This window comes from Nocardiopsis sp. B62, assembly GCF_018070675.1.
In the GTDB taxonomy this organism is placed as follows: Bacteria; Actinomycetota; Actinomycetes; order Streptosporangiales; family Streptosporangiaceae; genus Nocardiopsis; species Nocardiopsis prasina.
In genome coordinates this window covers 1-12,773 of record NZ_JAGPXK010000025.1, presented here as the reverse complement: position 1 = coordinate 12,773, position 12,773 = coordinate 1, and the positions used below count along the sequence as shown (strand labels likewise).

Sequence of the window (12,773 nt, the reverse complement as noted above, 5' to 3'; positions counted from 1 at the left end):
ATTCTCACCGCTACGCAACGTGACAATGGGAAGCGACACGGGCCCCGCCCGAGCACTCCCCCGGTAACATGTGCCCTGGTCAGATCAGACATGGACAAAGGGGCACAATGCGGCTTGATCGTGTCGACGAGCGAATCATCGCGATGCTCGGCGCGGACGCGCGGACGAGTTTCGCGGAGATCGGCGGCGGGGTCGGCCTCAGCCCCTCCGCTGTGAAGCGCCGGGTGGACCGCCTGATCGAGTCCGGGGCCGTACGCGGCTTCACCGTGGTCGTCGAGCCCCAGGCGATCGGCTGGACCACCGAGGCCTTCATCGAGCTCTACTGCCGCGCCCGCACGTCCCCCGGCGAGATCCGCATCGGCCTGTCCGGCTACGCGGAGATCACCTCGGCCTGCACCGTCACCGGGGAGGCCGACGCCATCGTGCAGGTCCGCGCACGCGACACCCGGCACCTGGAGGAGGTGATCGAGCGGATCGGCGCCGAACCCTTCGTGGTCCGCACCAAGAGCACCCTGGTGCTCTCCCGCCTGGTCGACCAGCCCATCCTCGCCGGAGCCGCCGGGACCGACCCCCCGGACTAGGCCCCAGAGCCGGTCGCCGAAGGCGGGGATGCCGGGACGTTGACGCCGAAGCCCTGTCGGCCCTCGTACGGACGCCACCCCCGAGCGCGGGTGAGCGCCGCCGGATCCGGTCAGTCCTCGGGCAGGGCCACCGGGGCCAGCTCGTCGAACAGGTCGCCCGGGCCCGGGTTGGTGGGGTCGGTGCGGCCGCCGAAGTGGTGCATGACGCCCCACACCGCGTTCAGGGCGGTCTGCACGGCGCCCTCGGCCCACCCGGCGGTCCAGGACACGTCGTCACCGGCGAGGAACAGCCCCCGGTGCCGCTCCGCCAGGTCCTCCTGGTGGAAGTGCGTGAACAGGCGGCGCTGGTACCGGTAGTGGCCGGGCAGGTTCGCCTTGAACGCGCCCATGAAGTACGGCTCGTCCTCCCAGGAGACCGTGACCGGGTCACCGGTGATGTGGGAGCGCACGTCCACGTCCGGGTAGATCTTGCCCAGCGAGGCCAGCATGACCTCCAGGCGCTCGTTGGCGGACAGCGGCAGCCACTTGAGCGAGTCGTCGCACCACGTGTAGGACAGGCAGATCGCCGCCGGGCCGTCCGGGTCCTCACCCTCCAGCAGGTAGGTGCCCCGGGTCATGCGGTCGGTGAGCGTCATGCTCATGACGTCCCGGCCGGTCTCCGGGTTCCGGTCCCTCCAGAACGCGCGGTCCACCGGGACGAACAGCTTCGAGGACTCCATGTAGTGGGTCCGCTCGATCGCGGTCCAGTGGTCGATCGGCAGCAGGTCGTCGTCGCAGTCGATCTTGGACAGCATCATCCAGGACTGCGCCGTGAACACGGCCGCCGGGTAGGTGCGGGTGGAGCCGGAGGAGTCGGTGACGGTGATGTTGCCCGCCTGGGAGCCCTTCGCCGCCGTGCGGCGCAGCGCTGTCACGGCGGGGCGCGCCTCACCGCCGTGCAGCGAGGCCAGGGACGTGCCCTGCGCCCAGTGCACGAGCTTGTCCGGGGCGTCCTCCCACAGTCGGAGCGGGAGCTGGTCCACGCCCCCGACGATGCCCATGTGATCGTCGTCGGCGCCCGTGTAGGTGACCCGCAGGATCTCCAGGATGGAGTTGGGGAAGTCCGTGTCCCAGCCTCCGGTCCCGAAGCCCACCTGGCCGAAGACCTCGCGGTCCCTGAAGGACGCGAAGCCCGGGGACTCGCACAGGAAGCCGTAGAAGGTCTGGTTGTCGAGCCGCTCGACCAGCCGGTTCCAGATCTCCTTCTGGGTGGCCACGTCGCGCTCGCGGATCGCCCGCTGCATGCGGGTGTGCTCGACGCTCTCCAGGGTCCGGTCCCAGGCACGCGCCACGTCCCGGTACAGCTCGGGCAGGTCGTCCAGGTGCGTCGCGTAGTGCGACTCGCCCTTGAGATCGACGACGGTGCTCGGGGTGGCCGGGGAGAGCGGGTTGGGGAAGGGGCTGGTGCGCAGGTCCACGCGGTCGGCGTAGTGCCAGAAGGACGTGGAGGTCGGAGGGAAGCGCATCGCGCCCATCTCGGCGACCACGTCGTCGGGGGCCCCGGGCAGGCGCTCGGTGCGCAGGCGGCCGCCGATCCGGTCGGCCTCGTACACGACGGGCCGCAGCCCCATCTTCATCAGCTCGTAGGCGGTGACGATGCCGGACAGGCCGCCGCCGATGACCGCGACCTCGGCGCCGTGGTGTTCGGCGGGAACCTGGCCCAGGCCGGCGGGGTGCGCCAGGAACTCGTCGTAGGCGAACGGGAAGTCGGGCCCGGACATGGTCAGGGGACGGTCCTGGTCGTCGGACACGGCTGCGGTACCGGCGGACGTGGGCACGGCGGACGTCATGGGGCCCTCCTTCGCTGGAGCGGGGTGTGTGGGTGCCGCGGGCGCGGCGGTGTCGGGTGGGGCGGGTGGTGTCAGTGGGTGTCGGGCGCGGGGTACAGGTCCGTGCGACGGTCCCCGAGGTAGGAGAGTTCGGCACGGGAGGCCTCGGTGGCCGCCGGGTCGACGTCGCCGACCAGCAGGGCCTCGGTGCCCCCGCCCCGGAGCAGCTCGGTGCCGTCGGGGCCCACAAGCGTGCTCAGTCCGACGTAGTCGAGTTCGCCCTCGGTGTCGCAGCGGTTCACGTAGGCCAGGTGGAGCTGGTTCTCCATGGCCCGCGCCGGGACGAGGAGTGTGGCCACCGACGTGTTCGGGGCCATCAGGGCGGTGGGCACGACGAGGAGGGTGGTCCCAGCTTGGGCATGGGCCCGGACGGTCTCGGGGAACTCGACGTCGTAGCAGACCAGGAGGCCGATCCGGTGACCGTCGAGGTCGACCTGGACGACCAGATCGTCGCCGGGACGGAAGAGGTCCCGGTCCAGGCCGCCGAACAGGTGGGTCTTGCGGTACAGCGCGCGGGAGGCCCCCGTGGCGTCCACGAGCCGCACCGCGTTGTACACGTCCCCGTCGGCCAGCTCGGGAAAGCCGTAGACGATCGCCACGCCGGTGTCGGCGGCGATCCGGGAGACCGCCGTGAAGAGGGGGCCCTGCGCGGGCTCGGCCAGGTCCCGGACCCGCTCACCGATGTTGTAGCCGGTCAGCGACATCTCGGGGGTGACCAGCAGGGCGGCGCCCTCGGAGGCGGCCGCGCGGGCCCTCCCGTGGAGCCGGTGGAGCGAGGAGGCGGGATCGCCGCTGCGTCCCGTGCCCTGGTCGAGGGCCACGCGCAGTGGTGCGGGCATCGCTGCGTACCTCCTGGTGTGTCGCCGCTGGTCGGCCGCGTCCACTCTAGGTGGAGGGGGACGTGGGAACCGTGTGTGGGACGTGCACTCCGTTGCGAGTTCACGCTGATCCGGGGTGCTTCTTTGCGCCCGATGGCCTTCTCACGCTCCGTTCGTTCGTCAACCCGGAGCGGTTTCGGGCACCAGGACGAACGCGGGGCGGGGCCAGGGGGATTCCCCCGGCCCCGCCCCCGATCGTCCGTCCGCCGCCGTGGGCGGCGCGGCTCCGGTCAGGAACCGACCTCCACGGCGGGCTCGGTCTCCAGCGCGGAGCGGCGCATGCCGTAGCCGAAGTAGATGGCCAGGCCCACCACGAGCCAGGCGCCGAAGGCGACCCACACGCTGACCGGCATGCTGACCATCAGGTAGGCGCAGGCCAGCACGCCCAGGACCGGGGTCACGGGCGCGCCGGGCATCCGGAAGGCGCGCTTGAGGTCCGGGCGGCTCCTGCGCAGCACGAGCACGGCCACGTTGACCAGGGCGAAGGCGAAGAGCGTGCCGATGGCGGTGGCGTCGGCGAGCGGACCGAGCGGGATGAGCGCCGCCAGCAGGGCGATGAACACCGACGTGATGATCGTGTTGGCTCGTGGGGTGCCCCGGGAGTCCACCTTGGAGAAGGCGGCGGGGATCAGTCCGTCGCGGGACATCGCGAAGAGGATGCGGGTCTGGCTGTAGAGGACCACCAGGACGACGCTGGCCAGGGCCAGGACGGCCCCGGCGGCGAAGATGACCGCCCAGATCGGGGTGCCGGTGACGACAGTGAGGATCCCGGCCAGGGAGGTCCGGCCCTCGGCGAACCGGGTCCAGTTGAGGGCGCCGACCGCGCTGAAGGCCACCAGGCAGTAGATCGCGGTGACCACGATCATGGAGAACATGATGGCGCGCGGCAGGTCGCGCTGCGGGTTCCGGGCCTCCTCGCTGGCAGTGGAGGCGGAGTCGAAGCCGATGTAGGAGAAGAACAGGGTGGCTCCGGCGGCGGAGACACCGGCCATGCCCATCGGCAGGAACGGGGCGAAGTTGCCCCGCTGGACGGCGGTGATCGCGATGGCCACGAACATCACCAGCACCGCGATCTTGATGGTGACCATGACGGCGTTGACCCGGGTGCTCTCCCGTACCCCGGCGAGCAGGGCGAACATCGACAGCAGGACCACGACGGCGGCGGGGACGTTGATCACGCCGCCCTCCAGTGGTCCGGCCAGAAGCGCGCCGGGCAGCGACAGGCCCGTGGTCAGGTGCAGGAGCTCGTTGATGTACTGGCCCCAGCCGACGCCGACCGCCGCCACGGAGACCCCGTAGGTGAGCATCAGGCACCAGCCGCACACCCACGCCATGAACTCGCCCATGGTGGCGTAGCTGTAGGAGTAGGCCGAGCCGGAGGCGGGGATCATCCCGGCCATCTCGGCGTAGGCGAGCGCGGAGAAGAGCGCGGTCACACCGGCCAGGACGAACGCCAGGATGACGGCGGGTCCGGCGATCGGGACCGCCTCTCCCAGGACCACGAAGATGCCGGTGCCCAGGGTGGCGCCGATACCGATCATGGACAACTGCCAGAACCCCATGGTGCGGCGCAGGCCGTTGTCGCCCTCGGTCTCGGCCACGAGCTTCTCGACCGGCTTGCGTCGGCTCAGACGCCGCCCCAGCGTGGGAGCGGAGGCGTCCGCCAGCGGGCTCTTCTGGTCCACCACGAAATGACTCCTCGACGTTCTGCGGGTGGGCACACCGGATCGGCGCCGTCACGAACCAACGAGACCCCATTTGTGCCTTCGGCAACGTTAATGGTGTTGCATGAGTAACATGACCCACATTCGTTGCCTTTGTCGGCTTCCCATGACGGGATCATGCGTGCTGACGCAAGAAAACGCACGCCATGGTGATCCATGTCATGTGTCGTGACACACGGCGATCAGGCTCACCTGACCAGCGACGATGCGGGATCCACCCGTAGGTGTAAGCGTTCGGCCGCTCCGGGTGTTCCTGGCCCGCGCTCGGCGGTCCCGGACCAACACGACCTCAGGACACGACAAAGGGGAGCACGGCACCGGCCGTACTCCCCTGAAGCGTGGTGACCTCTGGCGGGAACCCCGCGGATCAGCCCGCGACGGACACGCTGGGCTCGCCCTCGACCCCGGCCTCGCCCATCTCCTCGGCGATGCGCATGGCCTCCTCGATCAGCGTCTCGACGATCTTGGACTCGGGGACGGTCTTGATGACCTCGCCCTTGACGAAGATCTGGCCCTTGCCGTTGCCGGAGGCCACACCGAGGTCGGCTTCGCGCGCCTCACCCGGGCCGTTCACGACGCAGCCCATGACGGCCACGCGCAGCGGCACCTCCAGGCCCTCCAGCCCGGCGGTGACCTCCTCGGCGAGCGTGTAGACGTCCACCTGGGCGCGGCCGCAGCTCGGGCAGGAGACGATCTCCAGGCCGCGCTCCCGCAGGCCCAGGGACTCCAGGATCTGGGCACCGACCTTGACCTCCTCGGCGGGCGGGGCGGACAGGGACACCCGGATGGTGTCGCCGATCCCCTCCGACAGCAGTGCGCCGAAGGCCACGGAGGACTTGATGGTGCCCTGGAAGGCCGGACCGGCCTCGGTGACGCCCAGGTGCAGCGGGTAGTCGCAGGCCTGCGACAGCAGCCGGTAGGCGTTGACCATCACGACCGGGTCGTTGTGCTTGACCGAGATCTTGATGTCCTGGAAGCCGTGCTCCTCGAACAGCGAGCACTCCCAGAGCGCCGACTCCACGAGCGCCTCGGGAGTGGCCTTGCCGTACTTGGCGAGCAGGCGCTTGTCGAGCGAACCGGCGTTGACGCCGATCCGGATCGGGGTCCCGGCGTCGGAGGCGGCCTTGGCGATCTCGGCGACCTTGTCGTCGAACTTCTTGATGTTGCCCGGGTTGACGCGCACGGCGGCGCAGCCCGCGTCGATCGCCGCGAACACGTACTTGGGCTGGAAGTGGATGTCGGCGATCACCGGGATCTGCGACTTCCTGGCGATGATCGGCAGCGCGTCGGCGTCCTCGTTGGTCGGGACGGCCACGCGCACGATCTGGCAGCCCGAGGCGGTCAGCTCGGCGATCTGCTGGAGCGTCGCGTTGATGTCGGAGGTGCGGGTGGTCGTCATGGACTGCACGGAGACCGGCGCGTCCCCGCCCACGGGGACGTTCCCGACCATGATCTGTCGGGTCTTGCGCCGGGTCGCCAGCGGGCGCGGCGGTGTGGCGGGAATACCGAGATCAATGGTCACGCTTGGTTCACCTCGTCTGCCGCCGGAGGGAGGGCGGCACTTGATGTCGTCCGGTTCGTGGAGAGTGGGGCGCGCGCGGAGGCGCCCGCCAGGCGTGTCCGGGTGCTCCGTCTCGCTGGCCTCCGCCACGGCGGCGATCCCGGTACGCGACACCAAGGTTACCCGCCCTTCGGGCGAACCACGGCCCTTCGTGGGCGCGCTCACACCAGTTCAACCGGTGTTCATTCCTCCGGGACGGCGCAGGGCCGCCCCGGAGGGGTCAGCCGAACAGCCGTACCGGGTTGATGAGGTCGGCCACGAGCAGGATGACACTGAAGACGAGGAAGCAGCCCACGATCACGTAGGCCACAGGTGTCAGCAGGGCCACGTCCACCGGTCCCGGGTCCGGTCTCCGGAAGATCCGGGCGGTCCACTTCTTGACGGACTCCCAGATCGCCCCGGCCATGTGCCCGCCGTCCAGCGGCAGGATCGGCAGCAGGTTGAAGGCGAAGAGGAAGAGGTTGACGCTGGCCAGGATGCTGATCATGATCGCCACGGTGTCGATCACCGGCAGGCCCTGCGACATGATCTCGCCGCCGATGCGGGAGATGCCGACGATGCCGACCGGGGAGTCCTCGGTGCGCTGCTCGCCCAGGAAGGCGGCGCCGAACACCTCGGGGACCCGGCTGGGCAGGGCGATGATCGCCTCACCGACACTGACCAGCATGGTGCCGACCTCGGAGACCGACTCCCCCACCGTCAGCGGCTGGCGCTCCTGGACGAACACCACGCCCAGGAAGCCCACGACCTCGGTGGCGGCCACCCTGCGGCCCTGCTCGTCGTAGACGTGGTCGCCCCGGTCGTCGGTCTCGTAGACGATGTTGCCCTCGGCGTCCCTGGCGGGCAGCTCGTTCTCGACGATGTCGACGTCGGTGGTGAAGCGCTCACCGTCGCGTTCGATCACGAACTCGGTGCTGCCCAGGGACTGCCTGATCTGCCCGTTGACGGTGTCGCCGGTCACCGGCTCGCCGTCGATCGAGACAACGACGTCGCCGGGCTCCAGCCCCGCCTCGTGTGAGGGGGTGGGCGCGAACTCGTCGGTGCACTCGGTGGCGGTCACCCCGGCGGGGACGACGCACTCGCGGACGGACCCGATCTGCGGGGTCTCCTGGTGCACGCCGATGCCCATGAAGAGCACGCCGAGGAGGATGATCGCCAGCACGAGGTTCATGCCCGGACCCGCGAACATGACGATCAGGCGCTTCCAGGGGGAGCGCTGGTAGAACTGCCGGTCCTGGTCCTCGGGGGACAGCTCCATGTAGGAGGCCTCGCGGGCCTCCTCGGCCATGGCCCGCCAGCGCGACATCTTCCTGGCGCCGGTGTCCGCCCGTTGCCGGGCGGGCGGGAGCATGCCGACCATGCGCACGAACCCGCCCAGCGGGACGGCCTTGATGCCGTACTCGGTCTCGCCCCTGCGCACCGACCACAGCGTCTTGCCGAAGCCCACCATGAACTCGGTGCACTTGATCCCGAACATCTTGGCCGTGGACATGTGGCCGAGCTCGTGCCAGGCGATCGAGAACAACAGCCCCACGACGAACAGGACGATCCCGACCACGGTCAGCAGAACGACCATGCATCTCTCCTCAAACCGATGTCGGTCCTCAGCCGCGGGTGAGCAGCTCGCGCGCGCGGGTTCGGGCCCAGGTGTCAGCGGCGTACACGTCGTCCAGGGTCAGGGTCGAGGCACCCGGATGGTCCGCCCGCTGGTGTTCAGAGACTACCTGGGAGACGGTGTCCATGATGGCCGGGAACGCGAGGTTTCCCTTGAGGAACGCGTCGACGGCCTCCTCGTTGGCGGCGTTGTAGACGGCCGGGGCGGTTCCGCCCGCCGCACCGACCTCCGCGGCCAGTCTCACGGCGGGGAAGGCCTCGTGGTCCAGCGGTTCGAAGGTCCAGCTCTGGGCACGGGACCAGTCCATACCGGGCGCGGCGTCGGGGACGCGCTCGCGGCCGCCGATCCCGTAAGCGATCGGGATCATCATGCTGGGCGGGCTGGCCTTGGCCAGGGTGGTGCCGTCGACGTACTCGACCATGGAGTGCACGATCGACTGCGGGTGCACGACCACGTCGATCCGGTCGAAGGGCACGTCGAACAGCAGGTTGGCCTCGATGACCTCCAGACCCTTGTTGACCAGGGTCGCGGAGTTGACGGTGATGACCGGGCCCATGCTCCAGGTGGGGTGGTCCAGGGCCTCGGCGGGGGTGACGTGGGTGAGTTCGTCCGCCCGACGGCCCCGGAAGGGACCGCCGCTGGCGGTGACGACCAGGCGGCGCACCTCGGATCGGGCGGCGTGGACCAGGCCCTGGGCGGGGCTGGTGAGTTCGCCCTCGGGCACGTGGGGGAAGCACTGGGCGATGGCGTAGTGCTCGGAGTCGACCGGGACGATCTGGCCGGGGGCTGCCAGGTCCCGCACCAGCGGCCCGCCGATGATCAGGGACTCCTTGTTGGCCAGGGCGAGGGTGCTGCCGGCCCGCAGCGTGGCCAGGGTGGACTCAAGGCCCAGGGCGCCGGTGATCCCGTTGAGGACGACGTCACAGGGGAGTGCGGCCAGCGCGGCCACTCCCTCGGCGCCGACCAGCACCTCGGCGTCGGAGCCCTGTTCGCGCAGGAGGCGGGTGAGGTCGGCGGCGCGAGCGGGGTCGGCCACGGCCACGTGCCCGACCCGGAGCTCGACGGCCTGCTTGGCGAGCAGGTCGGCGCGGCCGCCCCCGGCCGCCAGGCCCACCACCCGGAAGCGCGCGGGGTTGCGCTGGACGATGTCGACGGCCTGGGTTCCGATGGAACCGGTGGAGCCGAGGATCACTACTGTTCGCTGCTGTTCTTCTCGCACCCCTCCATTGTCCCGCACCCGGAGGCCCGCCGCCGGGGCCTGTGGACAACGCGTGGGAACGACGGGGCGAACCCTCGGAGGCGGGCTCGGGGGTGGACCCAGGGGCGGGCTCGGGGCACTCAGGAACGGGCTCGGGTCGGCTCGGCGGGGCGCGGTGTTCACGGGGTCTTTACAAAGGGCAGGGGATCGCCTAACTTGACTGGCGAGTAAGTTACCTCACAGTAAAGAGAGACGCCGATCACCGTCGGTGTCCCCGCCCCCGATGGTGCTGGCGCGAGCGACCATCGGAGCCTCCCTCCCCCCACCCCCGAGGTTCCCGCCATGTCCCGAGTCAGTACGCGTCCCCCCTCCAGCGAGCGAACCCCCTTCGGTGCGCGGTTCCACGCCCTCTCCGCCACCGCCGTGGCGGCCGCCGTCGCGGTCGCCGCCCTGTCCCCGGCGCCCGCCTCCGCGGTCACCGTCTCCTCCACCACCAACTACGAGACCATCGTCAGTCACGACGGCACCGAACTGAAAGCCAAGGTCATCACCCCCACCGACGCCGAGGGCCCGCACCCCCTGCTGGTGATGCCCTCCGCGTGGGCGACCCCGCACATCCTCTACGTCGGCGCCGCCAAGAAGCTGGCAGAGGAGTCCGGTTACCAGGTCGTCGCCTACTCCTCCCGCGGGTTCTGGGACTCCGGCGGCGGCATCGAGGTCGCCGGGCCCGAGGACCGGGCCGACGCCAGCTCCGTCATCGACTGGGCCCTGGAGAACACCGAGGCCGACGCCGACCGGATCGGCATGGCGGGCATCTCCTACGGCGGCGGGATCAGCCTCCTCACCGCCGCGGAGGACGAACGGGTCAGGGCGGTCGGTTCCATGAGCGGCTGGGCCGACCTGGGGGCCTCGCTCTACCCCGGAGACACCATCGACGTGCAGTCCGCCGAGCTGCTGCTCCTGGCCGGGAACCTGCTCGGCACCCCCGGAGACTCCCTCAGGGAGATGGAGCGCGAGTACCGGCGCGGCAACGTCGACCCCATCCTGGAGATGGCTCCGGACCGCTCCGCCGCCACCAAGGTGGACCGGATCAACGCCAACGGGACCGCCGTCATGATGGCGCACGGGTGGAACGACGGCATGTTCCCCGCCGGGCACATCGCCGACTTCTACGAGGAGCTGTCCGGCCCCAAGCGGCTCATGCTCGCCCCCGGCGACCACGCCACCTCCGAGGCGTTCGGCGCGGTGGGGCTGCCCAACGAGGTCTGGGAGGACCTGGCCCGCTGGTTCGACCACCACCTCAAGGGCGAGGACAACGGCATCGACGCCGAGGACCCGGTGCGCGTCAGACCCAACAACGGCGACGGCGCTTGGTCCTCACACGCTGACTGGCCCTCGGTGACGACGGCGACCGACGAGTACCACCTCGACCGGCCCAGCTCCAGCTGGGGCCGCTGGCAGAGCAACGGCGCGATGGTCGGGGAACCCGCCACCGGCTGGGACTACGGTTTCCGCACCGGGATCGGCACGACCGCCCGCAGCGGAACGGTGATCCTGTCGGGGGCGCTCCAGCAGTTCTTCGACGTGCCCACGGGGGTCCTGCTGCCCACGGTGGACCGGTACCGGGCCGCCGTGTGGACCAGCCCCGCCTACCCCGACGGCGCCCGTGTGGCGGGGACCCCCGAGGTGACGTTCACGGTCACCCCGACCACCGCCGACCAGTCGGTCTTCGTCTACCTGTACGCGATCAACGAGCGGGGCACCGGTTCCCTGCTCAGCCACGCCCCCCACACCCTGCGCGACGCCGCCCCGGGCGAACCGGTGACGGTGCGGACGGAGCTGTCGTCTGTCGTGTGGGACGTACCGGCCGGACACCGCCTGGCCGTGGTGGTGGACAGCAAGGACGCCCGGTACGTCAGTGAGAGCCGGATCGGGGACCGGGTGACGGTGACCTCCCCGGAGGAGGAGCCGACCCGGGTGAAAATCCCGCTCGGGTAGACCGGTGCGGGTTTTCTGCCAGCTATCGGCGCCGAAAACCCGAGTTCCGGTCAACGGAGCACCACGCACAAGGCGACCGGCCGCCCCTTCTCTCACGAGGACGGCCGGTCGCCCTCCCGAGAGACCCGCGCCTGCCCGAGAAACCCGCGACACAAACCCAAAGTAGTTATCGAGTTACTCCAAGTGTGCGAAGATCGTCGGCATGACCTCGCCCACCGCACGCAGGATCCTCGCCCCGCTGGCCGCTGTCGCGGTCGCCTTCGGGGGTCTGGCCCTCATCGACCACCTGCCCGCCCCGGCCTCCGCCGTCTCCCAGGCCATCCACGCCTCCGCGGTCCTCCCGGACGCGCTCGCGCCCGAACGCCCCGCACCGGAAGGGCGCACGCCCGCCTCCCGGACGGACGGGATCGACCGCCAGGCCGGAGCCGTGACCGGCGAACAGCGCACCGCGGTCCTCGACTACTGGACCAGCGACCGCATGGCCGCCGCCCAGCCGATCACCAGCCTCGTGGAGTCCACCCTCGGGCTGGCCGACCCGCTCGGGCAGTCCGCCGACATCCAGCCGCAGGCCTCCAGCCCCAGAAGCGACGGAGCGCGCTGGAACGACGGCGGCAAGGTCACCGAGACCACCGGCAAGGTGTACCTGACCATGGACGGCAAGGACTTCACCTGTTCCGCCTCGGTCGTGGACTCCGCCAACAAGAGCACCCTGGTGACCGCCGGGCACTGCGCCAAGGACGGCAAGGGCTCCTGGGCCCAGAACTGGACCTTCGTCCCCGGCTACTCCTCCGGCGACAGCCCGTACGGCAAGTTCACCGCGCGGGACCTCATGGTCGCGCCGCAGTGGTCCAACCGGGCCGACGACAGCTACGACTTCGCGATGGTCGTGCTCAACAAGGACGGCGGTACGCCGGTGCAGGACCGGGTCGGCGCGCAGAAGCTGTCCTTCTCCACGTGGACCGAGCAGAACGTGAAGAACGGCCTGCAGGTCTACACCTTCGGCTACCCGGCCGCCTCGCCCTTCAACGGTCGCGAACTGCACTACTGCTCCGGCCGGACGGTCCCGGACACAGGCGGCACCACCGCCAACGGGGTTCGGTGCACCATGACCCAGGGGTCCAGCGGCGGTCCCTGGTTCACCGACTTCGACCCCGCCACCGGCGAGGGCACCATCTCCTCGGTGGTGAGCTTCAAGTACGCCGACGACCGCAGCACCCAGTACGGCCCGCGCCTGGGCACCGAGGCCAAGCGCCTCTACGACCACGCCGCGCAGCTCTAGGAACCGTTCACCCGAATCCTCCGCGCGTGGGACCCGGGGTCACGACGGGGCGGTGGCGGCCGAAGTCCGGC

Annotated in this window: 9 protein-coding genes; 3 read left to right on the top strand and 6 right to left on the bottom strand. The window is 70.4% G+C overall.

Annotation, left to right across the window (positions count from 1 at the left end; genetic code table 11):
* Positions 1–107: 107 nt before the first annotated feature.
* Positions 108–581, top strand: coding sequence for an Lrp/AsnC family transcriptional regulator (locus KBX21_RS21455; protein ID WP_210843306.1), 474 nt, complete (start codon positions 108–110; stop codon positions 579–581).
* Positions 582–691: 110 nt separating this feature from the next.
* On the opposite strand, the gene KBX21_RS21450 is transcribed toward KBX21_RS21455, so the two are convergent.
* The 6 genes from KBX21_RS21450 to dxr form a co-directional block, all read right to left on the bottom strand.
* On the bottom strand, positions 692–2,410 hold the full coding sequence (locus KBX21_RS21450; RefSeq protein ID WP_210843303.1) for an NAD(P)/FAD-dependent oxidoreductase: 1,719 nt from the start codon (positions 2,408–2,410) through the stop codon (positions 692–694).
* A gap of 71 nt (positions 2,411–2,481) precedes the next feature.
* A complete protein-coding gene (locus KBX21_RS21445) occupies positions 2,482–3,288 on the bottom strand; it encodes a carbon-nitrogen hydrolase family protein (RefSeq protein WP_210843301.1) in 807 nt (268 codons plus the stop codon).
* A 269-nt stretch (positions 3,289–3,557) separates the two neighbouring features.
* Positions 3,558–5,015, bottom strand: coding sequence for an amino acid permease (locus KBX21_RS21440; RefSeq protein WP_210843299.1), 1,458 nt, complete (start codon positions 5,013–5,015; stop codon positions 3,558–3,560).
* Positions 5,016–5,418: 403 nt separating this feature from the next.
* Positions 5,419–6,573, bottom strand: a complete 1,155-nt coding sequence (gene ispG, locus KBX21_RS21435; protein ID WP_049578447.1) for a flavodoxin-dependent (E)-4-hydroxy-3-methylbut-2-enyl-diphosphate synthase — start codon at positions 6,571–6,573, stop codon at positions 5,419–5,421.
* A 259-nt stretch (positions 6,574–6,832) separates the two neighbouring features.
* Positions 6,833–8,188, bottom strand: coding sequence for an RIP metalloprotease (locus KBX21_RS21430; protein WP_210843296.1), 1,356 nt, complete (start codon positions 8,186–8,188; stop codon positions 6,833–6,835).
* 28 nt (positions 8,189–8,216) lie between these two features.
* On the bottom strand, positions 8,217–9,419 hold the full coding sequence (dxr, locus tag KBX21_RS21425; RefSeq protein WP_307869248.1) for a 1-deoxy-D-xylulose-5-phosphate reductoisomerase: 1,203 nt from the start codon (positions 9,417–9,419) through the stop codon (positions 8,217–8,219).
* A 348-nt stretch (positions 9,420–9,767) separates the two neighbouring features.
* Between dxr and KBX21_RS21420 the strand changes: the two genes are divergently transcribed.
* Both KBX21_RS21420 and KBX21_RS21415 read left to right on the top strand, forming a co-directional pair.
* Positions 9,768–11,423: a CocE/NonD family hydrolase gene (locus tag KBX21_RS21420; RefSeq protein WP_210843292.1), complete on the top strand. Its 1,656-nt coding sequence runs from the start codon at positions 9,768–9,770 to the stop codon at positions 11,421–11,423.
* A 202-nt stretch (positions 11,424–11,625) separates the two neighbouring features.
* The gene (locus tag KBX21_RS21415; protein WP_049574812.1) at positions 11,626–12,702 is read left to right on the top strand and encodes a serine protease; all 1,077 of its coding nucleotides are present in this window, start codon (positions 11,626–11,628) and stop codon (positions 12,700–12,702) included.
* The last annotated feature ends 71 nt before the right edge of the window (positions 12,703–12,773 follow it).

Coding starts and splice junctions, on each gene's coding strand:
- KBX21_RS21415 (WP_049574812.1), top strand. CDS start 11,626: ATGACCTCGCCCACCGCACGCAGGATCCTCGCCCCGCTGGCCGCTGTC.
- KBX21_RS21455 (WP_210843306.1), top strand. CDS start 108: ATGCGGCTTGATCGTGTCGACGAGCGAATCATCGCGATGCTCGGCGCG.
- KBX21_RS21450 (WP_210843303.1), bottom strand. CDS start 2,410: ATGACGTCCGCCGTGCCCACGTCCGCCGGTACCGCAGCCGTGTCCGAC.
- KBX21_RS21445 (WP_210843301.1), bottom strand. CDS start 3,288: ATGCCCGCACCACTGCGCGTGGCCCTCGACCAGGGCACGGGACGCAGC.
- KBX21_RS21420 (WP_210843292.1), top strand. CDS start 9,768: ATGTCCCGAGTCAGTACGCGTCCCCCCTCCAGCGAGCGAACCCCCTTC.
- KBX21_RS21430 (WP_210843296.1), bottom strand. CDS start 8,188: ATGGTCGTTCTGCTGACCGTGGTCGGGATCGTCCTGTTCGTCGTGGGG.